The following is a 25,769-nucleotide window of genomic DNA, read 5'->3' as shown; positions in this document are numbered from 1 at the left end:
CAGGTGGACGACCCGAGCCGCCCGGGCGACACGCGCTGGCCTCGCTGGGTCTACGGCGAGGGCGAGGACCCGGACTACCGGTTCAGCTTCGCCAACGAGCGCACGTGCCTGGCCTGGATGCGGACGTCGATCGCGCTCCTCGCGGCAGGCGTCGCCCTCGACGTCGTGGACCTGCGGGTCGGGTCGGGGTCGAGCCGCTGGCTCGCGGTCGTGCTCGTCGCCCTCGCCGCGCTGTCGGCCGTCGCCGCGTGGGTGCAGTGGGCGCTCGCCGAGCGGGCCCTGCGCCGGTCGCGTCCGCTCCCGGCCCCGAACGTCACCCTGCTGCTCGCCGCCGGCCTGGCGTGCGCAGCGGTCGGGCTGCTCGTGACCGGGCTGTGAGCCGAGGGCCGGCGGGGAGCGTCGGCGACACGGGCGCGTCGCCCCAGCGCACGGCCCTCGCCTGGCAGCGGACGGCGCTCACGCTGGTCGCCGGCGCGGCGGTCACGGCACGGCTCTCCGGGCCCGGTGCCGGGCTCGGCGCGGCGGTCGCGGTCCCCGCCGCCCTGCTGGGCCTCTGGGTGGCGGTCGCCGGCGCCAGGCGCCACGGTCCGCGCGGGGGACGGCGACGGCTCGTCCGGCGCGACGGACGGGTCCTCTTCGCGCTCGCGCTCGCGTCGACCGCGATGGCGGGCGGCGTGCTCACCACCCTGCTCCTCAGGTGAGCAGGCGGCCGCCGCCACCCCTCAGCGGGCGGTCCAGCCGCCGTCGGCGTACAGCTCCGCACCGGTCATGAAGCCGGCATCGTCGCTGCCGAGGAACGCGACCGACCCCGCGATCTCCTCCGGTCGCCCCAGCCGCCCCATCGGGGTGTTGGCCAGCATGCCGCGGTGGCGCTCGGAGCCCTCGTAGCGCTCGAGCAGCTGCGGTGTCTCGACGAAGCCCGGGTGCAGGGAGTTGACCCGCACGCCGCGGGTCGCCCAGTGGAGCGCGGCGTTCTTGGTCATCGTGCGCACCGCGCCCTTGGCCGCGTGGTAGGCGATGCTGTTGCCGAATCCGCCGGTGCTGCCCAGGATCGAGGCGACGTTCACGATCGACCCGCCGCCGGAGCGCTCGATGAGCGGTCCCAGGTGCTTCATGCCGAGCCACACCCCGGTCTGGTCCACGGCGACGACGCGCTGCCAGCGGTCGAGCTCCTCGTCCTCCACCGTCGCGATGCTGCCGATGGCGGCATTGTTGACCAGGACGTCGAGGCCGCCGAGCTCCCGCTCGACCCGCGCCGCGAGGGTGCGCCACTGCTCCTCGACGCTCACGTCCAGGGAGGCCGTGAGGTGGGGGCCGCCGGGCAGCCGGCCCGCCGCGTCCTCGAGGTCGGCCGACGCCAGGTCGGCCAGCACCACCCGGGCGCCCTCGGCCGCGAGGCGCAGGCAGACGGCCGTGCCGATGCCGCCGCCTGCTCCTGTGACGAGGACTCGACGACCGTCGTACCGCTGCATGGGCGCTCCTGGGGCTCGGTGCTTGCTGGGACCGGGTGGCTTGATGGTGAAGGGGGCCGGTAGTAATGTCACACGAAGTTGAAGTGAGTTCAACTCAACCGTCGTGAGGAGCCACCGTGCGCACGTACGTCGTCGGCGAGGTCGACCAGCTCGAGCGCTCGTCCGCGCCGGACCTGCTGCCGGCCGACCCGGGCGCGGCTCGCGACCTGGCCTGCAGCGCCGCGTTCGAGGCGACGCTGTACGGCCTCCCGGCCGTCCTGCAGTACGCCCAGATGGTGGCGCAGGTGGGAGCCGCCGGCGACGGCGGGCCGCGGGTCGCCTTCAACCAGTTCGCCCACGGGGAGGGCCTCGCGGGTCCGGACCACTCGGCCTTCCGGGTGCCGAACGTCGACACCGTCTACTCCAACGTCTGGTTCGACCTGACCCGCTCGCCGGTGCAGGTCGTCCTGCCCGACTTCGGCGACCGCTACTTCACCCTCAACCTCCTCGACATGCACAGCAACGCCTCGAACATCAGCCTCCGCACGCACGGTCGGGGGCCGCACCGCGTCCTCCTCGCCCCGGCGGGCTGGACCGGCACGGTGCCCGACGGGTGCTCCCTGTTCCGCGTCGCGACGCCGCTGGCCTGGGGGCTGCTGCGGGTGCAGGCCGCCGGCGAGGAGGAGGTCCGTGCGGTCCGCGCGCTCCAGGACGCCGTCGTGGTCGAGCCGCTGGTGCGTGGCGGCGAGCACCCGCACCTCCCGCCGGTCACGCCGGAGGGGGTCGAGCGCGACTGGGAGGAGTTCATGACCGCGTTGCACGCGGTCGTGGACACCTGCGGGGCGCCGGTCGAGGAGACGGCCCTGGTGCGTCGCTTCCGCACCGTCGGCGTCGGCGGCGAGGCGCCGTTCTCCGCGAGCGCCCTGACGGAGGCGGTCCGTGCCGGGGCGGCCGAGGGCTTCGACGCCGCCTTCGAGCTGCTGCGCCGCTCGCGGTCACAGCTCGGGCGGCCGGTCGGCGGCGGGTGGACCCGGGTGGCGGACAAGGGCCGGCACGGCGACAACTTCACCGCTCGCGCGGTCATGAACTTCGTCGGCCTGGGCGCCAACGTCGTCGAGGAGAACACCTCGTTCAACACCTTCGTCGACGCCGACCTGGAGCCGCTCGACGGGACGCGCGGGGGCTTCGAGATCGAGCTCGCGACGCTCCCGCCGGTCGACCACTTCTGGTCGCTGACGCTCTACGAGGTCGAGACCGGCCAGGTCCACGCCAACGAGGTCGACCGGTACTCCGTGGGCAGCACGACGAGCGGCTGCGGGGGGCCGGTGGTCGTCCGCCTCCAGCACGACCGTCCGGCTGCCGACGACGACTCGGGCGCCACCTGGCTCCCCACGCCCCGGGGCCGCTTCTTCCTCGTGCTCCGGGCCTACGGTCCGCGCGCGGCGCTGCTCGACGGCACCTGGACGCCTCCGCCCGTGCGGCCGGTGGGCTCGTGAGCAGGCCGGTGACCGCCGCGGAGCCGGTCGACGACCTGCACGAGGCGCTCGTGCGGGTGCTGGTCTGGGCCTACCCGCTGGTGTTCGCGGCACGCCTGCGCCGGGCCATGACGACCGCGGGGGAGGACGGCCCCAGCGAGCGCTCCGCCGCCGCGCCGTCAGGCGAGCTGGGCCACCAGCGGCTGCTGTCCGACCCGTCGTACCGGGTCGGCGTCGCACCCAACGTCGACACGCTCTACAGCGTGGCGTGGGTCGACCTGGCCGCGGGGCCCGTCGTGCTCGAGGTGCCCCGGGTCGTGGACCGCTACTACACCTTCCAGATCGGGTTCGCCGACTCCACCAGCGTCGCGTACGGCCTGCGCACCCATGGCGAGGTGCTCCCGCCCGTGTGCGTCCGCGCGGCCGGGACCCCGGCCCCGCCGGTCCCCGGTGCGGTGCACGTCGAGAGCCCGGCCCGGCACGCGATGATCGCGGGGCGGATCCTCGTCGAGCCGGACGACCCGGCGGACCTGGCGGCCGTCCACGAGCTGCAGGACCGGGTGTCGCTGCGCCGGTGGCCCGTCGACGGCGCGGCCCCGGCACCCGCGCCTGCCCCGACCCGCGAGGACCGGGGTCGTCCGCCCGCCACCGGGGCGCTGGCCGACCTCGCCGACCTGGCCGAGGTGCTCGCCGGGTGGCCGGACCCGGACGTGGACGAGCAGCTCGCCGCGGACCTGCGCGCCGCCGGGTTCGACGACCGCCTCCGCTGGGTCGCGACCCCCGACGCGGCGGTCGCGGAGCGGGCGGGGCGCACGAGCAGGGAGCGGATCGCGGCCGCCGTGTCGACGACGGGCACGAAGGTGAACGGGTGGTCGGTCAACTACCGGGGCGTGGACTTCGGTCCGGACCGGCTGCTGCGGGCGGCGGTCGCGCACTCCCAGATCTACGTCAACCCCGCGGCCGAGGCGCTCTACCCCGTGACCGAGGTCGACGCCGAGGGCCGGAGGTTGAGCGGAGCCCACCGCTACGAGCTGCGGTTCGGACCCGACGAGCTCCCGCCGGTGCGCTACTTCTGGTCCCTGACCATGTACCACGCGGAGGGCTTCCTCGTCGCCAACGAGATCGGCCGCTACGCGATCGGGGACCGGACCGACGGCCTGCGCCGGGAGCCCGACGGGTCGCTGGTCGTGCAGGTCTCCCACGAGCCCCCCGACGCGGGCGTCGCCAACTGGCTCCCTGCGCCCGCGGGCGGGTTCCGGCTGATGCTCCGGCTCTACGGGCCCACCGAGGAGTGCCTCGCGGGGTCGTGGCGTCCGCCCGCCGTCCGCGCCCTCGGCCGGACCGGGTGCGAGCCCGTCACGGCTCCACCAGCATGAGCGCCTCGGCCACGCAGGCCGGCCGGTCAAGCCCCTTCACCTCGATCGAGTAGCGCACGCGGGCGAGCACGCCGGTGCCCGAGTCGGTGACCTCGACCAGGTGCCCGCGGGCCCGGACCCGGTCGCCGGGCCGGACCACCGCCGGGAAGCGGACCCGGTCCAGGCCGTAGTTGACCGCGCGACCGATCCCCGCGAAGTCGAAGAGGTCCGAGCTCAGGCGCGGGAGAAGCGACAGGGTGAGGTAGCCGTGGGCGATGGTCGACCCTGTCGGGCTGGCCGCCGCCCGCTCCGGGTCGACGTGGATCCACTGCCAGTCCTCCGTCACGTCCGCGAAGGCGTCGATGCGCTCCTGGGTGACGGTGAACCACGGGCCGGGCGGCAGGTCCACGCCCGCGCCCGCCCTGAGCTCCTCCACGCCGTGGAACGTGCGCGTCATGAGGGCCTCCTCTGGCGGGGCCGGTGGTCGGGGTGAGCGTTCCGGCCGGGTGGGGGACGGTACCGGGGTCTGCGGGTAATATGAACTGAATTCAGTAAATGATCTTTGGCAGGGTTGTCAGAGAGGTGATGGGGGTCATACAGTCGCAACTGAACCAACTTCACTTTAGTGCTTCACACGTCGTCCCCGAGGAGACGCTCATGAAGATCAAGCGCCGGACCGCCCTGGCGGTCGGAGGGCTGTTGACCAGCCTCACCCTGACCGCGTGCGGTGGGGGGTCGGAGGGTGGCGGCGAGCTCGCCGGCAGCTGGGAGGAGATCGTGGCGGCCGCGGAGGACGAGGGCGAGGTCACGATCTACTCGACGCACGCGCCGGACAACCTGGAGCTGCTGAAGAAGGCCTTCGAGAAGAAGTACCCCGACATCGAGCTCACCTACGTCCGCGGGACCGACGCCGACATCCTGCCCAAGGTCGAGGTGGAGAACGAGACCGGCCGCGGTGCTGCGGACGTGCACATGACGACCGACGCCGGCTGGATCGACCGCAGCCTCGAGGCCGACTACTCCGTCGACGTCGTCGGGCCCAGCTTCGACGAGGAGGCGTACGACCGCGCGGCCAGCGTCATGGAGGACAAGTGGTTCCTCACCAGCGCCACGATCTTCGGCATGGCCTGGAACACCGACAAGTACCCCCAGGGCCTGAAGACCCCGGAGGACGCGCTGGCGCCCGAGCTGAACGGCAAGATCGGCGTCTCGAACCCCGCCGGCATCCCGACGTACGTCGACATGTACCGCCGCATCGACGTCGACTTCGGCGAGAACTACGTCGAGCGGCTCGCGGAGGCCAAGCCCCGCGTCTACCAGAGCGCCGTCGCCATCGGGCAGGCCATCGCCTCGGGCGAGATCTGGGCGTCGCCGGTGGTGGGGACCACCGTGCTCACCGAGAAGGACGCAGGCGCCCCGATCGGCTTCGGGGTCCCGGAGAAGCCCTTCGGCGTCCCGTGGTACAGCCACGTGCTGGCGTCCGCCCCGCACACCAACGCGGCGCAGGTCCTGGCCGACTTCCTCGTGACCCCCGAGGGCCAGGCCGCCATCTCGGCGGACTACATCCCCGTGCTGCCCGACGTCGAGGGCACGGGCATCCCCGGCACCGACGTCCTCGCCCAGGAGGTCGACCTGCCCGACCCCGACACCCTGGACCAGGAGTCCGTGAACGCCTACCAGGCCGAGTGGGAAGACCTCTTCCTCGGCTGACGCACGACCTCCCGGGGCGGCGCGGGCACCGAGCCCGCTCCGCCCCGGCCCCCCGATCAGCACGACGACGAGACCAGAGGACCCGAGATGACCGTGACGAGCGTGGTGCCGAGGATGAGAGCCGACACCCGGGTCTGGCGCAGCCGGCTGGGGTACGGCGCACTCATCCTGGTGCTCGGCTACCTCATCGTCATGCCGCTCTACCGGCTGCAGGCGCTCGCCTTCGAGGACGGCGCCGCCGGGTACGAGGCGCAGTTCGGCCGCTCCGACATCGGGCAGACGCTGCAGACGACGCTCGTCCTGGCGCTGGTGTCGCTGGTGATCGCGATGGTGCTCGGCACCGTCCTGGCCTTCGCCACGAGCCGGCTGCCGCGCCGCCTCGGCTTCCTGCGGATCGTGCCCCTGCTGCCGATCGTCATGCCGTCGGTCGCCAACGTCGTGGGGTGGGCGTTCCTCCTGTCCCCGGGCCCGGGCTACCTCAACACGCTGATGCGCCAGCTGCCCTGGTGGGACCACCTCGAGTCCGGACCGGTCAACGTCTACAGCCCCACCTGGATCATCATCATCACCGGCTTCGGCCTGACGTCGTTCGTCTACCTCTTCGTCAGTGCCGGCATGCAGAACATCGGGTCCGACCACCTCGAGGCGGCGCAGGTCAGCGGGTCGTCGACGCTCGGCGTCTTCTTCAAGGTCGTGCTGCCGCTGCTGCGGCCCTCGCTGGTCTACGGCAGCGGCGTCGCGCTGCTGCTGGGCCTCGGCCAGTTCACCGGTCCGCTGCTGCTGGGCCAGAACGAGGGGGTCAAGGTCCTCACGACCGAGATGTACCTGCGGACCTCGGAGTCGCCCACCAACTTCGCGGCCGCGGCGGCGGCCGGCTCCCCGCTGGTGATCCTGGGCCTGCTGGTCATCTTCGGCCAGCGCTACCTGCTGGGCAACCAGGCCCGGTTCGTCACCCACGGCGGCAAGTCGTTCGCGCCGACCTCCGGCCGGTCCGCCTGGGCCGCGGTGGTGGTGGCGGCGTACGGCCTGTTCGCGCTGGCCCTGCCGATGCTCGGCGTCGTGATCGTGTCGCTGACGCCGTACTGGTCCGGCGACCTCAGCTGGGACCTCTTCACGCTCTCCAACTACCGCGAGCTCGTCGAGACTCCGGGCATCCTGGAGTCGGTCACCACCAGCGTGGTCACCTCGCTCATCGCGGTGGCGATCTGCGTGCCGCTCGGGCTCGGCGTGGCGACCCTGGTGGTCCGCGGCCGCCACGTCCCGGTGATCCGGCTGCTCGGCGACGTGATCACGGCGCTGCCGCTCGGCATCCCGGCGGTCATCTTCGGTGTGGGCTTCCTGCTCACCTACACCCAGCCGCCGTTCGTCCTCTACGGCACCCGGACGATCATCATTCTCGTCTACGTCGTGCTGATGATCCCGTTCGCGACGCGGATGCAGATGACGGCGCTGATCTCGATGGGCAACACCTACCAGGAGGCCTCGGCGGTCAGCGGGGCGAGCCCGCTGGTCACGAGCCTGCGGGTCACGCTCCCGATGCTCAAGCCCGCGGTGCTCAGCGCGGTGGCCCTGATGTTCATCCTGCTCACCCACGAGTTCGCGGCCTCGCTGATGGTCCGCTCGGCGACGACGCAGGTGATGGGCACGCTCCTCTACGACCACTGGAGCAACGGCTCCTACACGCTCGTGGCGGCGATGGCGATCCTCATGTCGGCGGTCACCGCCGCCGGGGTCGCCGTCGCGATGCTCGTGGGCGGACGCAACGTGCTCGACAACCTGTGAGGACCGACCGGTTGACACGACCGGTCGCCCACCGCATCATGAATCGAATTCAGGTCAGGGGGCGTGACGCCTCCGTGTTTGGAAGAGGTACCGCGATGGCTGCGAAGTTCAGGGTCAACGGACTGCACAAGGCGTACGGCTCCAACGTCATCGTCGACGACCTCGACCTGGAGATGGAGGAGGGTGAGTTCCTCGTCCTGCTCGGCCCGAGCGGTTGCGGCAAGACCACCACGCTGCGCTGCCTCGCCGGCCTGGAGACGCCCGAGTCCGGCTCCATCGCCTTCGGGGACCGCACGGTCTTCGACTCCGAGCGCCGGGTGAACGTCCCGGCCCACAAGCGCGACGTCGGGATGGTGTTCCAGTCCTACGCGCTGTGGCCCAACATGACCGTCCGGAAGAACATCGCCTACCCGCTGAAGGTGCGCAAGATGCGGGAGGCGCTCGCTGCCGGACGGGTGGAGGAGGCGGCCGACATGGTGCACTGCGGCCACCTCCTGGACCGCTTCCCCTCCCAGCTCAGCGGCGGGCAGCAGCAGCGGATCGCCGTCGCCCGCGGCCTGGCGGCGCGTCCGGACCTCGTGCTCTTCGACGAGCCGCTCAGCAACCTCGACGCCCGCCTGCGCGACCAGGTGCGGACCGAGATCCACCGGCTCCACGAGAGCCTCGGCTTCGGTGCGGTCTTCGTGACCCACGACCAGTCCGAGGCCTTCGCGCTCGGCGACCGGCTGGCGATCATGCGGGCCGGCCGGATGGAGCAGGTGGACACCCCGCAGACGGTCTTCGACCACCCGGCGACCGACTACGTCGCGGAGTTCATCGGCATGTCCAACCGCCTCGAGCTGCACCGCACGGCCACCGGCTGGCGCACGCGGGCCGGCGTCGACGTGGTGGTCGAGCGCGAGCTCCCCGACGTCGCGGCGGTCGTCGCACGGGTCTGGCCCGACGACATCGCGCTCCACCGCGACGCCAGCACCGTGCCGGCGCACACCGTGGCCGTGGAGGCGACGCTGCTGTCCTCGGAGTTCGGCGGACGGCACTACGACGTGACCGTCGCCGCCGGCCCCGAGGAGTTCCGGCTGCGGGCCGCCTCCTCCAGCCACGGCGCGTGGCTGCGCGGGGCGAGCGAGGGCGAGCCCGTGGTGATCAGCTTCCGCCCCGACGTCATGCAGGTCTTCCCGCTGGAGGGAGCGGTGGCCGAGCGTCCCCTGGTCGGCGCGCCCTGACCGGCGGCCCGCCGACCAGGCGTCAGGCGGGCCCGTCCACGAGCACGACCAGGCGCCCGGTCAGGCGGCCCGCGCGCAGCCGCTCGATCCCGTCGGGCACGTCCTCGAAGGCCAGGTGCTCGACCGTGGGGGTGATCTCGCCGCGGGCGAGGTGCTCGTAGACCTGGGCGATGTCGTCCTTCGTGCCGCCCGAGGACCCGTGGACGTGCGCGAGCTTGTGGACCACGTCCGCCGTGACCAGCGTGGTGTGGACCGCGCCCATCCCGACCATCACGATGTCGCCGCCCTTGCGGATCGCCGCCAGTGCCGCGGCCGTCGTCGAGCCGAACCCGGCGAAGTCGACGACGGCGTCGAGCTCGAGACCGGCCAGGTCCTCGGCGGCCCCGTGGACCGACGCCAGCCCCATCGTGCGGCCCAGGGCGGCGGCGCCGGGGCTGGTGTCCGCCGCGTGCACCTCCGCGCCCCGCAGCAGCGCGATCTGGGCCCCGAACTGCCCGAGACCGCCGAGGCCGATGATCCCGACCCGCGAGCCCGGACCGACGCGCGCCACCTCCACGACCGCGTGGTGGGAGGTCATCCCGGCGTCGGTGCCCGCGGCCGCCAGGTCGTAGGGCAGGTCGTCGGGCATCGCGACCAGGTCGGTGGCTGGGGCGAGGGTGTACGCCGCGTACCCCCCGTCGCGGCTGTACCCGGGCACCGTCGCCCCGAGGGGGTGGACGCCGACCCGGTCGCCCGGGGACCAGGAGTCCACCCCGGCGCCGAGCGCCGCGACGTCGCCGGCGATCTCGTGCCCCAGGGTGATCGGGTTGCGCGTGATGTTCTCGGCCCACGACGGCTCGTCGAGCTCGCCGACGTCGGAGTGGCACATGCCCGCCGCGCGGACGCGCACCAGCACCTCCCCAGGTCCCGGGCTCGGCACCGGCACGTCGTGCAATGCCAGGGGGTTGCCGGTGCCGGTCCATCGCCAGGCACCCATTGTCCTCAACACCGAACTGAAGTTAGTTTGGTTTCGAGCGAGGTGTCCAGTGCCGCGCCACCAGGTGGGAGGAGCAGACATGAGGTGCACCGAGGTGCGGATGAGCTCCTACCCCGACGGTGACGTGGGCCCGGCGCACTTCGGGCTCGCCGACGTGGAGCTGCCTGCGCCCCGTCCCGGCGAGGTCCTGGTCCGCAACACGTGGACCTCGGTCGATCCCGGGCTGCGCCTGCGGATGCGCCGGCACGCCCCGGCGGGGTACTTCGCGGCGTTCCCGCTGGACGCGCCGCTCGACGGCGTCCTGACGGTCGGGGAGGTGCTCGAGTCGCGCGCCGACGGGTTCGCGGCCGGCGACACCGTCTGGCACCCGTTCGGCTGGCGCACCCACGCGGTGGTCGACGCCTCGGCGACGTACATGAACGGAGCCGGCAGCCTGCGGGTGCTGGACACGGCCTCGACGCCGGCGTCGTGGTACCTCGGACCGCTGGGAGCGATCGGGCTGACCGCCTGGGCCGGCCTGCACGTGGTCGGGGCCCTGGGCGGCGGCGAGCGGGTCTGGGTCTCCGCCGCGGGCGGGGCCGTCGGCTCGCTGGTGGCCCAGGTGGCCGTCCTGCTCGGCCACCGGGTGGTCGCGAGCGCGGGGTCGGCGGAGAAGGTGGCCTGGCTGCGTGACGAGGTCGGCGTCGAGGCGGCCTTCGACTACCGCGAGGAGCCGCCGGCGCAGGCGCTCGCGCGGCTCGCGCCCGAGGGCCTCGACGTCTACTTCGACAACGTCGGCGGCGACCACCTCGAGGCCGCCCTCGACGCGATGCGCCCGCACGGGCGCATCGCCCTGTGCGGGTCCGTCTCCGACTACGAGTCCGAGCCGCGCGGACCGCGCAACCTGTTCCTGGCGACGGCCAAGCACCTGACGCTGGCGGGCTTCCGCGGCAGCCTCCACCTCGACCTGCTCGACGACATGCAGCGGCGGCTCGGCGGCTGGCTGCGCGACGGGGTCGTCGCCCACCGCCAGAGCGTCTACGAGGGCCTCTCCCAGGCCCCGGTCGCGCTCCAGGACATGTTGGCGGGCCGGACCACCGGCAAGACGCTGGTCCGGCTCTAGCCAGCGCGGCGGCGCGCCGCCGCCCACCTACGCGGATGACCCACCCACAGGAGAGACAACGAGATGGACAACGAGAAGGTCGTCGTCGTCGACGGCGCCCGCACGCCGATCGGCAGCTTCGGCGGGATGTTCAAGGACGTGCCGGGCTTCGAGCTCGGGGCGGTCGCGACGCGGGAGGCGCTGCGGCGTGCCGGTGTCGGCGCCGAGGACGTCGACGAGGTGGTGATGGGCTGCATCGGCCAGGTCGGCGCGGACGCCTACAACGCCCGTCGGGTCGCGATCACCGCCGGGATCCCGCAGTCAGTGCCGGCGTACACCGTCAACCGGCTGTGCGGCTCGGGCCTGCAGGCGGTGTGGTCGGCGGCGATGCAGATGCGCTGGGGCGGGGTCGATCTCGCGGTCGCCGGCGGTGACGAGTCGATGACCCGGATGCCGTTCTACGACTTCGGTGCGCGCAGCGGCTACAAGCTGGGCGACCGGCAGCTGGTCGACGGCACCGTGATGATGCTCACCGACCCGTTCGGCGGCATGCACATGGGCGTGACCGCCGAGAACGTCGCGGCCAGGTACGGGGTGTCCCGGGCCGAGCAGGACGAGTTCGCCGCGGAGTCCCAGCGGCGTGCCGCGACGGTGGAGGCGAAGGCGGCGTTCGCCGAGGAGATCGTGCCGGTCGAGGTCGGTGGACGGAGGCCGTTCACCGCCGAGGTCGACGAGCACCCCAAGCCCGCCACCACGGTCGAGACGCTGGCCGGGCTGCGGCCGGCGTTCGCGAAGGACGGGACGGTCACGGCCGGGAACTCCTCGGGCATCAACGACGGCGCCGCGGCGCTCGTCCTGGCGCGCGAGTCGGCGGCGGCCGAGCGCGGGCTCACCCCGATGGTCGCCCTCGAGGCGGTGACCACGGCGGCGATGGAGCCCGGGCTGATGGGCTACGCCCCTGTGCTGGCCCTGCAGTCCTTGTTCGATAAGACCGGCACCACGCCTGCCGACATCGGGATCGTGGAGCTCAACGAGGCGTTCGCGGCCCAGGCGGTCGCCTGTGTCCGCGACGCCGGGCTGGACCCGGAGCGGGTCAACCCCTACGGCGGCGCGATCGCGCTGGGCCACCCGGTCGGCGCCACCGGTGCGAATCTCACGCTGCGGGTCGCCAAGGACATGGTCCGCCGCGACCTCGAGCTCGGCGTGGTCTCGATGTGCATCGGCGGCGGCCAGGCCCTGGCCGCACTGTTCCGGAGGATCTGATGGTCGTCCCGGCGGGCGGCGCCCAAGCGCCGGTGCGCCTCGAGGTCCGCGACGGCATCGGCCACGTCGTGCTCGCGCGGCCGGCCGCGTCCAACGCCGTCGACCTCCGCACCGCGCACGCACTCCGCGACGCAGTGGCGGCGGCTGCAGCGGACGACGCCGTGGGCGCCGTCCTGGTCACGGGTGAGGGGAAGCGCTTCTGCGCGGGCGGCGACGTCGCCTCCATGCTCGCGGTCGAGGACCGTGCGGCCCACCTCGAGGAGCTGGCGGGCGCGGTCGACGAGGCGCTGGTCGCGCTGCACCGGATGGAGAAGCCGGTCGTCGCCGCCGTGCAGGGTGCGGTCGCCGGCGCGGGCCTGGCGGTCATGCTCTCCTGCGACCTCGTGGTTGCCGAGACGTCGACCCGCTTCGTCAGCGCGTACGCCGGGGTGGGGCTCACCCCCGACTGCGGCCTGTCCTGGCTGCTGCCGCGGGCGGTCGGTCAGCAGCGCGCCCTCGAGCTCCTGCTGACCCCCCGGGTGCTGACCGCCGACGAGGCCCACGCCTGGGGCCTGGTCACCGAGGTGGCTGCCGACGGCACCGCGGGAGGCCGGGCCGCCGAGATCGCGGGCCGCCTCGCCGCCGGTCCGGCGTACGCACTCGGCCAGGCCCGTCGCCTCGTGCGCACCGGTGGGGACACCGATCGTGCTGCCGTGGGCCGCGACGAGGCCCGCACCATCGCCCGTGCGGTCGCCACCCCGGCGGCGACCGCCCTGCTCGACCGCTTCGGCAGACGCTGAACCACCGCACACTCACGAGAACCACGGAGAAGGAGCACATCATGGGTCGATTCGACGGGCGGGTTGCCGTCGTCACCGGAGCGGCGCGCGGGATCGGGTTCGGCACCGCCACGCGGTTCGCCGAGGAGGGCGCGTCGGTCGCGGTCATCGACCTCGACGAGTCCGCTGCCGCGGAGGCGGCCGGGCGGCTGCCGGTCACCGGTGGCGCGAAGGCGGTCGGGATCGGCGCGGACGTGGCCGACGCGGCCTCGGTCGACGCCGCGGTCGAGCGGGTCGTGGCCGAGCTCGGCGGGATCCACGTGCTGGTCAACAACGCCGGGATCACGCGCGACAACCTGCTGTTCAAGATGACCGAGACCGACTGGGACCTGGTCCTGGGGGTGCACCTGAAGGGTGCGTTCCTGATGACCAAGGCCGCCCAGAAGCACTTCGTGGAGCAGAAGTACGGGAAGATCGTGAACCTCTCCAGCGTCTCGGCGCTGGGCAACCGGGGGCAGGCGAACTACTCGGCGGCGAAGATGGGCGTGCAGGGCTTCACCCGCACGCTGGGCATCGAGCTGGGCCCGTTCGGGATCAACGCCAACGCGGTCGCGCCGGGCTTCATCGCCACCGAGATGACCGACGCCACCGCTGCGCGGTTGGGGATGGACGTGGAGGAGTTCCGCAAGCTCAACGCGGAGGCCAACCCGGTGCGCCGGGTGGGCTACCCCGAGGACATCGCGGCCGCGGTCGCGTTCTTGGCCAGCGACGAGGCGTCCTACATCACCGGCCAGACGCTGTACGTCGACGGCGGCGGCAAGCTCGGATGACGGCGACCACCAGCACGCACGAGGAGCAGGGCATGCGTACGTTCTCCAGCTTCGAGGAGGTCGCCGCGGCGGCCGGCACCGACATCGGCTCGACCGACTGGGTCGAGATCGACCAGCAGCGGGTGGACCTCTTCGCCGAGGCCACGGGCGACCACCAGTGGATCCACGTCGACGTCGAGCGCGCGAAGGACGGCCCGTTCGGCGGGACCATCGCCCACGGCTACCTCACCCTGTCGCTGGTCCCGTGGCTGGGCAGCCAGGTCTTCACCCTCGACACCCCGGGCGCGAAGCTGAACTACGGCGTCAACAAGGTCCGCTTCCCCCACCCGCTCCTGGTGGGCAAGCGCGTCCGCGGCCACGTCGCCTTCGGCGAGGTCACCGACATCCCGGCCGGCAAGCAGGCCGTCATCGCCTACACCGTCGAGATCGAGGGCGAGGCCAAGCCCGCCTGCGTCGCCGAGACCGTCGTCCTGCTCCTCGTCGGCTGACCGGCGCCGGCGGTCACGACCGCGGACGGGGCGTCAGCCCGCCTCGTCGAAGCGCAGGCCGAGCGCGTCGCGGACCTCGTCCAGGGTCAGCCCGGCCGCCTCGAGGAAGCGCCGGACCACCGTCTCCTCCACCGCGTCGTCCACCGGCACCCCGGGCTCGGTCGAGCGCTGCAGGAGGTCGCCGGCGACCGCGGTGAGGGCTTCGCGCTCGGTGCAGCCGATCCGCCGGTACGACGCCAGCAGCCGCTGCTCCGCCGGGCCGATCCATCCGAGCCCCTCCCGCCGCTCGTCGGCGGGGGCGGGGTCCTGCGGGTCGGTCATGCGGTCCTCCTGGATCAGCGGGGTGCGTGCGCGGGCGGACCCGCGCGCCGTCCCCCCGGAGGCACGCGGATCCGCGAGCGCCCAGTCTCGGCGCGGGTTGGGCCCGGCGAGGCGCGGTTTCCCACGTGTGAGGTGTTCCCGGACGATCCCGAACAGCCTCCGGCCGGCCCGGACGCGACCTAGGGTGGCGCCGGACGCGCACTCGGCTCGGGAGGGGGCACGCGGACGTGGAGGTCGACGACGGCAGGGCGACCCGGCTCGGTGAGCCCGGCGGGGGTGCCCGCTGGGACGGGCTGGCCGAGCAGCTGCAGGCGCTCCGGCGCGCGGCGGGCGAGCCCTCGTTCGCCGAGATCGCCCGACGCGTCGCCGAGCAGCGGCTCGCCGCGGGTGCCGACGAGCACGCCGCGCGGGTGGCCCGCACGACGGTGTACGACGCGTTCCGCACCGGCCGGGCCCGGGTGAACGTCCCGCTCGTCCGCGAGATCGTCCACGCGCTCGACGGCGACGCGGCGCTGGTCGACGGCTGGCTGCGGGCGCCCGCCCCCGTCGCCGCCCCCGTCGCCGCCCCCGTCCCCGCGCCCGTCCCCGCGCCCGCGCCGGCCGACCCGGCCGCCCAGGCCACCGAGCCGGCCGAGCGGGTCCGCCCCGCCGGGGTGCTGCTGCTCATGACCGCCTGCGTGCTGGTCAACCTGCTGGGCCGGTCGTTCGTCGACCTGCTCGCGCTGCCGGTCTACCTCGACATGGTCGGCACCGCGGTCGCCGCGATCGCGCTCGGCCCCTGGCGCGGTGCGGCGGTCGGCCTCGCCTCGAACCTCGCGGGCACGCTCAGCAGCGGCGAGGAGTCGATCCCGTTCGCCCTGGTGAACATCGCCGGCGCGCTCGTCTGGGGGTACGGCGCCCGCCGGCTCGGACTCGGCCGCACCCTGCCGCGCTTCCTCGGCCTGAACGCCGCGGCCGCGCTGGTCTGCACCCTCGTCGCCGTCCCGATCCTCGTGCTGCTCTACGACGGCAGCACCGGCCACGGGGAGGACGCGGTGAGCGCCACGTTCCTCGCCGCGACCGACCGCCTCGTGGTCGCCGTCGGTGCCGGCAACGTCCTGGTGTCGCTGGGGGACAAGGTGATCAGCGGCTTCGTCGCGCTGGTGGCGATCTCCGCCCTGCCGCCGGCGGTCCGGGCCGGGGTCGACCTGCCGCTGGGCCCCACAGGAGCTCCTGGGGGGCCCCCGGCCCGGCGGGCCGCGTGAGGTCGCGATTCCACGGGCGCATCGCCGGCGTGGGCACCACCAGCGGGGTGCGGGTGGTGGTGGGCCACTGGCACGCGACCCCGCTGCGCGCGTTCTCCGACGCGATGGTGGAGACCGCCGCCGGGCACCGGCTGCTGCTGGCCCCGCACGCCGAGGCTGCCGAGTTCATCGCCGCGACGTACACCTTCGACGAGGTCCGCATCGAGCCGTTCGCCGTGACCGAGCACGCGGCGGAGGGCGGCAGCCGCTGGGAGGTGCGGTCCCCCTCGCTCGCCCTCGACCTCACCGTCGGCGGCCGCACCGCGCTCGGCCGGCTGCTGCGCCTGGTCCCGCCCCGGCTGGCGACCGCGCCGGCGTTCGGCGCGCTCACCGACCCCCTCGCCCGGGTCCTGCTGGACGGCGTGCGCACCCGCGGGTCGGCGGCCGGCACCCGGCGCGAGTGGTACGGCGCGACCGACCACCACGCCGTCACCGCGGCCACCGGCAGCCTGGAGGGCGCCGACCTGGGCTCGCTGGCGCCGGTGGAGCCGCCTCCGCGGTTCGGGTTCTCCTCGACCCCGCGCCGACCCTCGGTCACGAGTGTCGTGACCACCGTCCAGGAGTAGCCGGGACGGGCCGGGTCAGGCCCGCACCGCCGGCATGACCGTCTCGCAGACCAGCCGCAGCGACGCCCAGGACGGCTCCGCCGGGAGACCGCCGCAGGCGGGGTGGCAGGTGACCAGCCGGACCTCGCGGGAGCGGACCCGCTCGACCAGGTCCTCGGGCGTGACCACGAGGTACACCCCGGCCTCCTGCATCTCCTCGACGGAGCGCGAAGGGTCGAGCACGTGGGAGGCGGCGTCGCCGTGCCAGGACTGGTACGCCGCGGCGTCGGCCAGCAGGTGGTGGCCCCAGCGCTCCCAGAACTCCTCGGGCCGCTCGGCGCAGAACACGTTCGCCGGTCCGGGTGGCGCGGTCAGCACGACGCCCGGCTCGCGGCCCAGCTCGCGGCACGCCGCGACGTACTCCTCCCGGAGGGCGGGGTCGGAGTGCTGGGGCTGGAAGGAGAGCCCGAGCCGGGCCGCACGGCGGGCGGCGGCCGGGGTGCCGCCGCCGTACAGGAGGAAGGGGTGGGGGTCGCTGAAGGGCCGCGGCGTGACCCGTCCGGTGGCCCACGCGTCGAGCACCGCGGTGATCCGCTCCTCGACGTCGCGCCCGCGGGTGCGCCAGGAGCGGTCGAACAGGTCGTACTCGACCTCGCGGTAGCCCAGCCCGAAGGTGAGGCTGACCCGTCCCGCGGCCAGGTGGTCCAGGACCGCGATGTCCTCGGCCAGCCGCAGCGGGTCGTGCAGGTTGGCCAGCAGCGCCGCCACGGTGATCGGCACCCGCGAGGTCACCGCCGCCATCGCCGAGGCGACCAGCAGCGGGGAGGGCAGGTAGCCGTCGTCGGACGCGTGGTGCTCGGAGAGCATGATCGCGTCCTGCCCGTGGGCGTCGACGTACGCCGCCTGCTGCAGCGACCGGGCGTAGACCTCCTGCCGGGTGGCGGCGTCGCCGCCGGGGACGCGGAAGTCGTAGCGGGTGACGAACGAGACCATGGGCGACAGCGTGGCCTGCCGGCCCGGCCACGTCGAGGGCCCGGCCGTCCCGGTCCGGACGTGCGACCGGGGCCGCCCACCTCGGTGGACGGCCCCGGTCGGGGGAGTCGGGTCAGGCGTTCTTGATCGCCGAGACGTCGAACTCGAGCTTGATCTTCTCGGAGACGAGGACGCCGCCGGTCTCGAGCGCGGCGTTCCAGGTCAGGCCCCAGTCCTTGCGGTTGATGGCGGTGCCGCCCTCGAAGCCCACGCGGAGGTTGCCGAACGGGTCCTGCGCGGAGCCGGTCTCGTCGAAGGCGATGGTGACGGGCTTGGTGGTGCCCGCGATCGTCAGGTCGCCGGTGATGGCCCAGGTGTCGTCGTCGACCTTCTCGACCTTGGTCGAGCGGAAGGTGATCTCCGGGTTGGTGCCGGCGTCGAAGAAGTCGGCGGAGGTGAGGTGGCCGTCGCGGTCGGCGGAGCCGGTGTCGATGCTGGCGGTCTTGATGGTCAGCGAGACGTGGGAGGCCGACGGGTTCGCGGCGTCGATGTGCGCGGTGCCCTCGAACTCCTTGAACGCGCCGCGGACGGTGGTGACCATCGCGTGGCGGGCGCTGAAGCCGATCCGGCTGTGCGAGGCGTCGATGGTGTAGTCGCCGGTGATGTCGGCGACGGCCGTGGTGGCGGCGTCGAAGACGGGCTCGGCGGCGGCGGGGGTCTCGGACTTGCGGCTGAAGATGCTCATGGGGTGCTCCAGGTGCGGGGTGGTGGTGGGGTGCTCGTGGAAGCATCCACGAGTTTCGTTCAAAGTTCAACCACCGGAACGGACCAGGGTCCGGTTTCATTCCCGTCGTCGGGAGGATGGTCTGGACCGACCCTCCGGAACGCACCACGGCCGCGCCCCTCGTGGGGCGCGGCCGTGGTGGCTGGCTGCTGCGGACCGGCTGCGGTCAGGCGGCGTGGTACGTCGCCGTGGTGCGGCCGAGGGCCACGCCCTCGTCGAGCCAGCGGGCCTCCATGTGCGTGCGGCCGCGGCTGTCGACGACGGGCACCCAGCACATCGTGGGTCGCGTGCGCGACCCCGTGGTCACCGTGGATTCCTGCATGGGACACCTCCTGTTCACCTTCTGTTCACCCAGCGTAGCCGATCCCCACCAGCGTGACCAGGAACCGCCCGGAACGGGCGCGACGCTCCACCTCGGGGTCGCTGCGGCGGCGTACGTGCCGAGCACGCTCCCGAGGGGATGCGGCGAGGCCTCCGCAGCCGTCCCCGGCCGCCGCCGCGGTGGTCTCCGGCGGGCGCGGTGACCCAGCGCACCGCGACGCGGAAGAGCGGCCCGGCGCGCCGAACCTCTACGGTGGGGAGGGTGAGCACCACCGAAGACGCCCCTGCCCCCACGACCACCTTCGCGGACCTGGGCCTCGACGACTCCGTGCTGCGCGCCCTCAAGGACGTCGGCTACGAGACGCCGTCGCCCATCCAGGCCGCCACCATCCCCCCGCTGCTCGAGGGTCGCGACGTCGTCGGCCTGGCGCAGACCGGCACCGGCAAGACCGCCGCCTTCGCGCTGCCGATCCTCAGCAAGCTGGACCTGAAGCAGAAGACGCCGCAGGCGCTGGTGCTCGCCCCCACGCGTGAGCTCGCGCTCCAGGTGTGCGAGGCCTTCGAGCGGTACGCCGCGCACCGCAAGGGCGTGCACGTGCTCCCCGTCTACGGCGGCCAGGCGTACGGCGTCCAGCTCTCCGCGCTCCGCCGCGGCGTCCACGTGGTCGTGGGCACCCCCGGCCGGATCATGGACCACCTCGACAAGGGCACCCTCGACCTGTCCGAGCTGCGCTTCCTGGTGCTCGACGAGGCCGACGAGATGCTCAACATGGGCTTCGCCGAGGACGTCGAGACGATCCTCGCGAGCACGCCCGAGGACAAGAACGTCGCGCTGTTCTCCGCGACGATGCCCGCGCAGATCCGCCGGCTCTCCAAGAGCTACCTGCGCGACCCGCAGGAGATCACCGTCAAGGCGAGCTCCACGACCGCCGCGAACATCACCCAGCGCTACCTGCTGGTCAGCTACCCGCAGAAGGTCGACGCCCTCACGCGCATCCTAGAGGTCGAGAACTTCGAGGGGATGATCGTCTTCGTCCGCACCAAGCACGAGACCGAGACGCTCGCCGAGAAGCTGCGCGCCCGGGGCTTCTCCGCCGCTGCGATCAACGGCGACGTCGCGCAGGCGGTCCGCGAGCGGACCGTCAACCAGCTGAAGTCGGGCAAGCTCGACATCCTCGTCGCCACCGACGTCGCGGCCCGCGGCCTCGACGTCGAGCGGATCAGCCACGTCGTCAACTACGACATCCCCACCGACACCGAGTCCTACGTCCACCGCATCGGCCGCACCGGCCGCGCGGGCCGGACCGGCGACGCGATCTCGTTCGTGACCCCGCGCGAGCGCTACCTGCTCAAGCACATCGAGAAGGCGACCCGGCAGCCGCTGACCCAGATGCCGCTGCCGAACGTCGACGACGTCAACGCCACCCGGCTCTCCCGCTTCGACGACGCGATCACCGAGGCGCTGGGCCAGACCGACCGGATCGAGAAGTTCCGCGACATCATCGGGCACTACGTCAAGGAGTACGACGTGCCTGAGGTCGACGTGGCCGCCGCGCTCGCCGTCGTGGCGCAGGGCGACACCCCGCTGCTGCTCGACCCCAAGGCCGAGGTGCGCCCGCCGCGCGTCGACGACCGTCCCGAGCGCAAGGACCGGGGCGACCGTCCCGACCGCGGCGAGCGCAAGCCGCGCGGGCGCACCGACGTCCCGATGGCGACGTACCGGATCAACGTCGGCAAGCGGCACAAGGTCGAGCCGCGCCAGATCGTCGGCGCGATCGCCAACGAGGGCGGCCTCCAGCGCGGGGACTTCGGGCACATCCAGATCCGCCCGGACTTCTCCCTCGTCGAGCTGCCGGCGGACCTGTCGCCGACCGTCTTCCAGAAGCTCGAGGAGACCCGGATCTCCGGCAAGCTCATCGAGCTCCAGCCCGACAACGGCCCGGCCCGCCCGGCCCGCAAGCCGCGCCACAAGGGCTGACCCGGCGGCCGGTCCCGACCGGCCCCACCGTGGTGGCTCCTCCGGCGACCGTCTGGTCGCTAGAGGAGCGCCGCCACCATCGCGGCCCCGGCGACCATGCCGGACGCCGCGGCGACGAGCACGGAGGCCATCGGCATCGGCAGTGCGGCGACGTGCGCCATGTCGCCGGCGGCGTGCACGCGCGGCAGGCTGGTGCGGCCCATGACGTCGACCTCCACGCCGCCCGACGGCAGCGTGGCCAGCCCGAGCTGCTCGGCGAACGGCGCGGCCTGGGTGCTCACCGGCACCACGAAGACGCCGGCGTGCTCCTCGGTGGAGCCGTCGGCGAACGTGACGGTCGCACCGCCGGCGCTGCGGCAGAAGCCGACGACCGGCTCGCTCCGCACCTCGACGCCGTCGGGCAGGTCGGCCTCGAGGGGCGCACCGTCGGCGAGCACGGTCAGGCGGGACGCCACCGGCGCCATGATCCGGGTCAGGTGACCGGCGGCCGGCCCGGCGCCGAGGACGGCGACCGACCGGCCGGCGTACTCGTGGCCGTGGCAGAACGGGCAGTGCGCCGCCTCCCGGCCCCAGAGGCCCGCGAGGCCCGGCTTGTCGGGGAGGGTGTCGCGCAGCCCGGTCGCCAGGACCAGGCCCCGGGCGCGCACGGTGCTGCCGTCGGCGAGGTCGACGGCGTACCCGCCCTCGTCCGGCGCGACGCGCTCGGCGCCGACGGCGCGCACGTCCACGGTGTCGTACGCCGCGAGCTCGGCGCGGGCCGCCGCGCGCAGCTCCGCCGGCGGGGTGCCGTCGTGGGTGAGGAAGTTGTGCATCGCGTCGGCCGTCTCGTTGCGGTAGCGGCCGCTGTCGAGCAGCAGCACCGAGCGGTGCACGCGGCCGAGGGTGAGCGCCGCCTGGAGGCCGGCGGGGCCGCCGCCGACGACGACCGCGTCGTACCGCGCTCCGGTGCTGCCGGCGGGCGAGTCGGCTCGAGAGGTGGCTGCTGAGGTGGCTGCTGAGTTGTCCATGGTCAGCAGTCTGTGAGTTCATGTTGACATGAAGTCAAGCGAGCGCATCCAGCGGTGGTCGGTGGGCGACCTGGCGAGCCGGTTCGGGCTGGCGACGCACGTGCTGCGGCACTGGGAGGACGTCGGGCTGCTGTCGCCGGCCCGGGACGCCTCCGGGCGGCGCCGCTACGGCCAGGACGAGGTGGTGCGGGTGGCGGTGATCATCCGCAGCAAGGCAGCGGGGATGACCCTCGAGCAGATCGCGGTGATGCTCGACGCGGAGGCCGCGGACCGGCACGCGGTGCTCCAGGCGCACCTCGACGACCTCGACCGGCGGATGAAGGAGATGGAGCGGTCCCGGGAGATGACCGAGCACGCGCTGCGCTGCGGGGCGCACGACATCGCCACGTGCCCCCGCTTCAAGGCCGCCGTCACCGACCTGGTGGAGGGCAAGATCGACGCCTTCCCCACCGGTCAGCAGATCCACGCCTCGCTGGGCTGACCCCGCCCGGGCCGGACGGGCTGTCGCCGACGGCTGGTAGAAGGGTCTGCATGCGTGCTCCCGCCCGTCTCGCGCCCGCCGCCGTCCTGCTGCTGACCGCGGCCCTGGCCGGCTGCTCGGGCGAGGACTCCGCGCCCGGCCCCGAGGAGGCGGCCGCCGAGCTCGCCCGGGGCCTCGCCGCCGGTGACCTCGACGGCGTCGCGCTCGCCGGCGCCACGGCCGCCGAGGCGCAGGAGTCCTACGACGCGGTGGTCGCCGGCGTCAGGTCCGAGGACCAGGCGCCCTCGGTCGAGGTCGGTGACGTGCGCGAGGCGGCCGAGGGGTCGGAGGAGGAGGAGGCGAGCGCCGCCACCGCGACCCTCACCTGGTCCTGGCCGGTCATGGACGGCGAGGAGTGGACCTACGAGTCCCAGGCGGAGCTGCGCCGTGCGGGCGAGGAGTGGCAGGTCGCCTGGGACCCCTCGGTGGTCGAGCCCGGCCTGGCCGAGGGCGAGGTGCTCGACCGGACCACGATCTCGCCCGACCGCGGGGAGATCACCGGCGCCGGCGGCACGGCCCTGGTGACCGACCGGCCCGTGGTGACCTTCGGGATCGACAAGCCGCGCGCCCCGCTGCGGCAGGCCGTCGCGGACGCCCGCGGGCTGGCGGCGCTGGTCGGCACCGACCCGGCGGCGTACGCCGCGCAGGTGCGCGAGGCCGGCGACGAGGCGTTCGTCGAGGCGATCACCTACCGCGACGACGAGGTCCCGCCGGCGGTCAGCCAGGGCATCGGTGCCCTCGACAGCGTCATCGCGATCCCGGGCCGGCGACCGCTCGCGCCGACCAAGGAGTTCGCCGCGCCCCTGCTCGGCACCGTCGGCGACGTCACCGCGGAGATGATCGAGGAGGACCCCTCCCTGCAGGCGGGTGACGAGGCCGGCCTCTCGGGCCTCCAGGCGCGCTACGACGACCAGCTTCAGGGCACCCCGGGCGTCCTGGTCGAGGCGGTGGGCGCCGACGGCGCGGAGCGCGAGCTGTTCCGGGTCGAGCCGACCCCGGGGGGAGGAGCTGCCCACCACGCTGGACGTCGACCTGCAGCTCGCGGCCGAGCGGGTGCTGGCGCAGGTCGGCCCGGCGAGCGCGCTGGTGGCGGTGCGTCCGAGCGACGGCGCGGTGCTGGCAGCCGCGAACGGGCCGGGCAACGCGGGTCTCAACATCGCGACGTACGGCCAGCTGGCCCCGGGGTCGACGTTCAAGACGGTCTCCAGCCTGGCCCTGCTGCGCGCCGGGCTGCGTCCGGGGACGAGCGTGCCCTGCACGGCGACGCTCACCGTCGACGGGCGGCGGTTCACGAACTACTCCGACTACCCCGCCTCGGGGCTCGGCGACGTGCCGCTGCGCACCGCGGTGGCCAACAGCTGCAACACCGCCTTCATCTCCCAGCGCGACGAGCTCGAGCGGGGGTCCGGCACCGACGCGCTCGCCGAGGCGGCCGGCTCCCTCGGCCTCGGCGTCGACCACGACCTGGGGTTCCCGGCGTTCTTCGGCAGCCTCGAGCCCCCCGCCTCGGAGACCGCGGCCGCCGCCGACCTCATCGGCCAGGGCAAGGTGCTGGCCTCACCGATGGTCATGGCGACGGTGATGGCGAGCGTGCAGGAGGGCACGACCGTGGTGCCGCGGCTGCTCGAGCAGGTCGAGGTCTCGGTCCCCGAGGGCGTCGAGCCGCTGCAGCCGGCGGAGGCGCGGGCCCTGCGCTCGCTGCTCCGCTCGGTGGTCACCGACGGGAGCGGTGCCCAGCTCGCCGACGTCCCGGGGCCGCCGGTGCTGGCCAAGACCGGCACCGCGGAGTTCGAGGACGGCGGGCGGATCGACACCCACGCGTGGATGGTCGCGGCCCAGGGCGACCTGGCGGTCGCGGTCTTCGTGGAGCGCGGCGAGTCCGGCTCGAGCACGGCCGGCCCGCTGCTCGAGTCGTTCCTCAGGGCGGCCCGCCGGGCCGGGGGTTGAGACCGGGCCGACGGGCCGACGGCCCGACCCTGGCGTGGGGACGCCGGTGGGCCGGGCAAGGGAGAACCCCTCGCCGCATGGGGTCGGCAAGGGGTTCGTGCCGTCTTCTCGGTGCTCCCTCCGAAGTCGACATGCAAAGCATTCCACGCACGTCAAGGCCGTGTCAGCCATTTGGTCGAAGAGGTCGAGGTGACAGTCTCGGAGCCATGACCGGACCGAACCGTCTCCCCCTGATCACCGACCAGCAGCGCAACCTCCTCGTCGGCGGGCAGTGGCGCCCGGCCGAGGACGGCGCACGCTTCGAGGTCATCGACCCGGCCGACGGCTCGGTCCTGACCGACGTCGCCGACGCCTCGGTCGCCGACGCCGCCGACGCCCTCGACGCCGCCGCGGAGGCCCAGGTGACCTGGGGCCGGACGCCACCGCGCGAGCGCGGCGAGATCCTGCGCACGGCGTTCCAGCTCGTCAACGACCGCGCCGACGACTTCGCGCGGCTGATGAGCCTGGAGATGGGCAAGACGGTCGCCGAGGCGCGGGGCGAGGTCGGCTACGGCAACGAGTTCTTCCGCTGGTTCTCCGAGGAGGCGGTGCGCATCCACGGGCGCTACATGGCCAACCCCGCGGGCGGGAGCCGGTTGCTGACCCTGAAGAAGCCGGTCGGCCCCTGCCTGTTCGTCACGCCGTGGAACTTCCCGCTCGCCATGGGCACCCGCAAGATCGGGCCCGCCATCGCCGCGGGCTGCACGATGGTCGTCAAGCCCGCCGCCCAGACGCCGCTGACCATGCTGGCGCTGGCCGGGGTGCTCGCCGAGGCCGGGCTGCCCGACGGCGTGCTCAACGTCGTCACCTCCACCCGCGCCGCCGAGATCAGCGAGGCGCTGCAGGCCGACGACCGGCTGCGCAAGGTGTCCTTCACCGGGTCGACCGCGGTCGGGCGGATCATGGTGCGCCAGTCGGCCGATCGGCTCCAGCGGGTCAGCATGGAGCTCGGCGGCAACGCGCCGTTCCTCGTCTTCGCCGACGCCGACCTCGACGCCGCCGTCGACGGCGCGATGATCGCCAAGATGCGGAACATGGGCGAGGCCTGCACCGCCGCGAACCGGTTCCTCGTGCAGGCCGAGGTCGTTGAGGAGTTCGGTCGCCGGCTCGCCGAGCGGATGGGCGGGCTGACCCTCGGCCGCGGGCAGGACGAGGGCACCGACGTCGGGCCGCTGATCGACGAGAAGGCAGTGGAGTCGGTCAGCCAGCTGGTCACCGACGCCGTGCACGACGGCGCCCGGGTGGTCGTCGGCGGCGAGCGGCACGACGGGCCCGGCTACTTCTACCCGCCGACCGTGCTGCTCGACGTGCCCCAGGACTCCGCGATCAACGCCGAGGAGATCTTCGGCCCGGTCGCGCCGATCACGACGTTCGCGACCGAGGAGGAGGCGGTCGCGAAGGCGAACGACACCGAGTACGGCCTCGCCTCCTACGTCTACACCCGCGACCTGGCCCGCACGATCCGGCTGGCGGAGTCCCTGGAGTTCGGCATGGTCGGCGTCAACACCGGCCTGATCTCCAACCCCGCGGCGCCGTTCGGCGGGGTCAAGGCCAGCGGCTTCGGCCGCGAGGGCGGGTTCGAGGGCATCGAGGAGTACCTCGAGACGACGTACGTCGCGCTGCCGGCCGGCTGAGGGTCCCCTCCCGGCGCCTCGTGATG

26 protein-coding genes and 1 pseudogene are annotated in these 25,769 nt (G+C 73.7%); 19 read left to right on the top strand and 8 right to left on the bottom strand.

Annotated elements, in window-relative coordinates; genetic code table 11:
* The first annotated feature begins 3 nt into the window (after positions 1–3).
* A complete protein-coding gene (locus OSR43_RS20800) occupies positions 4–378 on the top strand; it encodes a YidH family protein (protein ID WP_302268731.1) in 375 nt (124 codons plus the stop codon).
* Positions 375–701: a DUF202 domain-containing protein gene (locus tag OSR43_RS20795; RefSeq protein ID WP_302268730.1), complete on the top strand. Its 327-nt coding sequence runs from the start codon at positions 375–377 to the stop codon at positions 699–701. Before OSR43_RS20800 ends, OSR43_RS20795 begins: the two co-directional genes overlap by 4 nt.
* Before the next feature lie 21 nt (positions 702–722).
* Here the strand turns inward: OSR43_RS20795 and OSR43_RS20790 are convergent, their stop codons facing one another.
* Positions 723–1,472: an SDR family NAD(P)-dependent oxidoreductase gene (locus tag OSR43_RS20790; RefSeq protein WP_302268729.1), complete on the bottom strand. Its 750-nt coding sequence runs from the start codon at positions 1,470–1,472 to the stop codon at positions 723–725.
* A gap of 116 nt (positions 1,473–1,588) precedes the next feature.
* Here OSR43_RS20790 and OSR43_RS20785 point away from each other — a divergent pair, with 116 nt between their 5' ends.
* Both OSR43_RS20785 and OSR43_RS20780 read left to right on the top strand, forming a co-directional pair.
* Positions 1,589–2,947, top strand: a complete 1,359-nt coding sequence (locus OSR43_RS20785) for a DUF1254 domain-containing protein (RefSeq protein ID WP_302268728.1) — start codon at positions 1,589–1,591, stop codon at positions 2,945–2,947.
* A complete protein-coding gene (locus tag OSR43_RS20780; RefSeq protein ID WP_302268727.1) occupies positions 2,944–4,302 on the top strand; it encodes a DUF1254 domain-containing protein in 1,359 nt (452 codons plus the stop codon). The genes OSR43_RS20785 and OSR43_RS20780 overlap by 4 nt, the downstream gene beginning before the upstream one ends.
* On the opposite strand, the gene OSR43_RS20775 is transcribed toward OSR43_RS20780, so the two are convergent.
* Positions 4,283–4,738 (bottom strand): MaoC family dehydratase, encoded by a 456-nt coding sequence (locus tag OSR43_RS20775; protein ID WP_302268726.1) that lies wholly within the window; start codon positions 4,736–4,738, stop codon positions 4,283–4,285. The genes OSR43_RS20780 and OSR43_RS20775 overlap by 20 nt on opposite strands.
* Positions 4,739–4,938: 200 nt before the next feature.
* Here OSR43_RS20775 and OSR43_RS20770 point away from each other — a divergent pair, with 200 nt between their 5' ends.
* The 3 genes from OSR43_RS20770 to OSR43_RS20760 all read left to right on the top strand — a co-directional run bounded on the left by OSR43_RS20770 (position 4,939) and on the right by OSR43_RS20760 (position 8,996).
* Complete coding sequence (locus tag OSR43_RS20770; RefSeq protein ID WP_302268725.1) at positions 4,939–5,991, top strand: extracellular solute-binding protein; 1,053 nt, start codon at positions 4,939–4,941, stop codon at positions 5,989–5,991.
* A gap of 114 nt (positions 5,992–6,105) precedes the next feature.
* On the top strand, positions 6,106–7,773 hold the full coding sequence (locus OSR43_RS20765) for an iron ABC transporter permease (RefSeq protein ID WP_302268724.1): 1,668 nt from the start codon (positions 6,106–6,108) through the stop codon (positions 7,771–7,773).
* A 95-nt stretch (positions 7,774–7,868) separates the two neighbouring features.
* Positions 7,869–8,996 (top strand): ABC transporter ATP-binding protein, encoded by a 1,128-nt coding sequence (locus OSR43_RS20760; protein WP_302268723.1) that lies wholly within the window; start codon positions 7,869–7,871, stop codon positions 8,994–8,996.
* A gap of 22 nt (positions 8,997–9,018) precedes the next feature.
* Here the strand turns inward: OSR43_RS20760 and OSR43_RS20755 are convergent, their stop codons facing one another.
* Complete coding sequence (locus tag OSR43_RS20755) at positions 9,019–9,972, bottom strand: zinc-binding dehydrogenase (protein WP_302271743.1); 954 nt, start codon at positions 9,970–9,972, stop codon at positions 9,019–9,021.
* A 79-nt stretch (positions 9,973–10,051) separates the two neighbouring features.
* Between OSR43_RS20755 and OSR43_RS20750 the strand changes: the two genes are divergently transcribed.
* The 5 genes from OSR43_RS20750 (at position 10,052) to OSR43_RS20730 (ending at position 14,392) form a co-directional block, all read left to right on the top strand.
* A complete protein-coding gene (locus OSR43_RS20750; RefSeq protein WP_302268722.1) occupies positions 10,052–11,074 on the top strand; it encodes an NADP-dependent oxidoreductase in 1,023 nt (340 codons plus the stop codon).
* 63 nt (positions 11,075–11,137) lie between these two features.
* Complete coding sequence (locus OSR43_RS20745; protein ID WP_302268720.1) at positions 11,138–12,316, top strand: thiolase family protein; 1,179 nt, start codon at positions 11,138–11,140, stop codon at positions 12,314–12,316.
* Entirely contained in the window at positions 12,316–13,095 is a 780-nt protein-coding gene (locus tag OSR43_RS20740) for an enoyl-CoA hydratase/isomerase family protein (RefSeq protein ID WP_302268718.1), read from the top strand. Before OSR43_RS20745 ends, OSR43_RS20740 begins: the two co-directional genes overlap by 1 nt.
* Positions 13,096–13,136: 41 nt before the next feature.
* Positions 13,137–13,904, top strand: coding sequence for an SDR family NAD(P)-dependent oxidoreductase (locus tag OSR43_RS20735; protein WP_302268716.1), 768 nt, complete (start codon positions 13,137–13,139; stop codon positions 13,902–13,904).
* A 32-nt stretch (positions 13,905–13,936) separates the two neighbouring features.
* A complete protein-coding gene (locus tag OSR43_RS20730) occupies positions 13,937–14,392 on the top strand; it encodes a MaoC family dehydratase (RefSeq protein ID WP_302268715.1) in 456 nt (151 codons plus the stop codon).
* Positions 14,393–14,425: 33 nt separating this feature from the next.
* Here the strand turns inward: OSR43_RS20730 and OSR43_RS20725 are convergent, their stop codons facing one another.
* Entirely contained in the window at positions 14,426–14,713 is a 288-nt protein-coding gene (locus OSR43_RS20725) for a hypothetical protein (protein ID WP_302268714.1), read from the bottom strand.
* A gap of 227 nt (positions 14,714–14,940) precedes the next feature.
* On the opposite strand from OSR43_RS20725, the gene OSR43_RS20720 reads away from it, so the two are divergent.
* Together OSR43_RS20720 and OSR43_RS20715 are read left to right on the top strand one after the other, a co-directional pair.
* Positions 14,941–15,957, top strand: a complete 1,017-nt coding sequence (locus OSR43_RS20720; RefSeq protein WP_302268713.1) for a hypothetical protein — start codon at positions 14,941–14,943, stop codon at positions 15,955–15,957.
* Positions 15,954–16,562: a hypothetical protein gene (locus tag OSR43_RS20715; RefSeq protein ID WP_302268712.1), complete on the top strand. Its 609-nt coding sequence runs from the start codon at positions 15,954–15,956 to the stop codon at positions 16,560–16,562. The genes OSR43_RS20720 and OSR43_RS20715 overlap by 4 nt, the downstream gene beginning before the upstream one ends.
* A gap of 15 nt (positions 16,563–16,577) precedes the next feature.
* On the opposite strand, the gene OSR43_RS20710 is transcribed toward OSR43_RS20715, so the two are convergent.
* The 3 genes from OSR43_RS20710 to OSR43_RS20700 form a co-directional block, all read right to left on the bottom strand.
* Positions 16,578–17,534, bottom strand: a complete 957-nt coding sequence (locus OSR43_RS20710) for an LLM class flavin-dependent oxidoreductase (RefSeq protein ID WP_302268711.1) — start codon at positions 17,532–17,534, stop codon at positions 16,578–16,580.
* Between the two features lie 112 nt (positions 17,535–17,646).
* On the bottom strand, positions 17,647–18,258 hold the full coding sequence (locus tag OSR43_RS20705; protein ID WP_302268710.1) for a YceI family protein: 612 nt from the start codon (positions 18,256–18,258) through the stop codon (positions 17,647–17,649).
* A gap of 205 nt (positions 18,259–18,463) precedes the next feature.
* Positions 18,464–18,619: a hypothetical protein gene (locus tag OSR43_RS20700; protein ID WP_302268709.1), complete on the bottom strand. Its 156-nt coding sequence runs from the start codon at positions 18,617–18,619 to the stop codon at positions 18,464–18,466.
* Between the two features lie 261 nt (positions 18,620–18,880).
* Between OSR43_RS20700 and OSR43_RS20695 the strand changes: the two genes are divergently transcribed.
* Positions 18,881–20,596, top strand: coding sequence for a DEAD/DEAH box helicase (locus OSR43_RS20695; protein ID WP_302268708.1), 1,716 nt, complete (start codon positions 18,881–18,883; stop codon positions 20,594–20,596).
* A 59-nt stretch (positions 20,597–20,655) separates the two neighbouring features.
* Here OSR43_RS20695 and OSR43_RS20690 read toward each other — a convergent pair whose 3' ends face one another.
* The gene (locus OSR43_RS20690) at positions 20,656–21,603 is read right to left on the bottom strand and encodes an NAD(P)/FAD-dependent oxidoreductase (RefSeq protein ID WP_302268707.1); all 948 of its coding nucleotides are present in this window, start codon (positions 21,601–21,603) and stop codon (positions 20,656–20,658) included.
* 28 nt (positions 21,604–21,631) lie between these two features.
* On the opposite strand from OSR43_RS20690, the gene OSR43_RS20685 reads away from it, so the two are divergent.
* The 4 genes and pseudogenes from OSR43_RS20685 (at position 21,632) to OSR43_RS20670 (ending at position 25,743) form a co-directional block, all read left to right on the top strand.
* On the top strand, positions 21,632–22,084 hold the full coding sequence (locus OSR43_RS20685; protein WP_302268706.1) for a MerR family transcriptional regulator: 453 nt from the start codon (positions 21,632–21,634) through the stop codon (positions 22,082–22,084).
* Positions 22,085–22,134: 50 nt separating this feature from the next.
* Positions 22,135–23,028: pseudogene (locus OSR43_RS20680) on the top strand (NTF2-like N-terminal transpeptidase domain-containing protein); the annotation flags it as partial.
* Between the two features lie 148 nt (positions 23,029–23,176).
* The gene (locus OSR43_RS20675) at positions 23,177–24,070 is read left to right on the top strand and encodes a penicillin-binding transpeptidase domain-containing protein (protein ID WP_302271742.1); all 894 of its coding nucleotides are present in this window, start codon (positions 23,177–23,179) and stop codon (positions 24,068–24,070) included.
* Between the two features lie 206 nt (positions 24,071–24,276).
* The gene (locus tag OSR43_RS20670) at positions 24,277–25,743 is read left to right on the top strand and encodes an NAD-dependent succinate-semialdehyde dehydrogenase (protein ID WP_302271740.1); all 1,467 of its coding nucleotides are present in this window, start codon (positions 24,277–24,279) and stop codon (positions 25,741–25,743) included.
* The last annotated feature ends 26 nt before the right edge of the window (positions 25,744–25,769 follow it).

This window comes from Nocardioides sp. Arc9.136, from assembly GCF_030506255.1.
Lineage (GTDB): Bacteria > Actinomycetota > Actinomycetes > Propionibacteriales > Nocardioidaceae > Nocardioides.
Note: the sequence above shows the minus strand (reverse complement) of the source record. Positions and strands in the feature narration are given on the sequence as shown.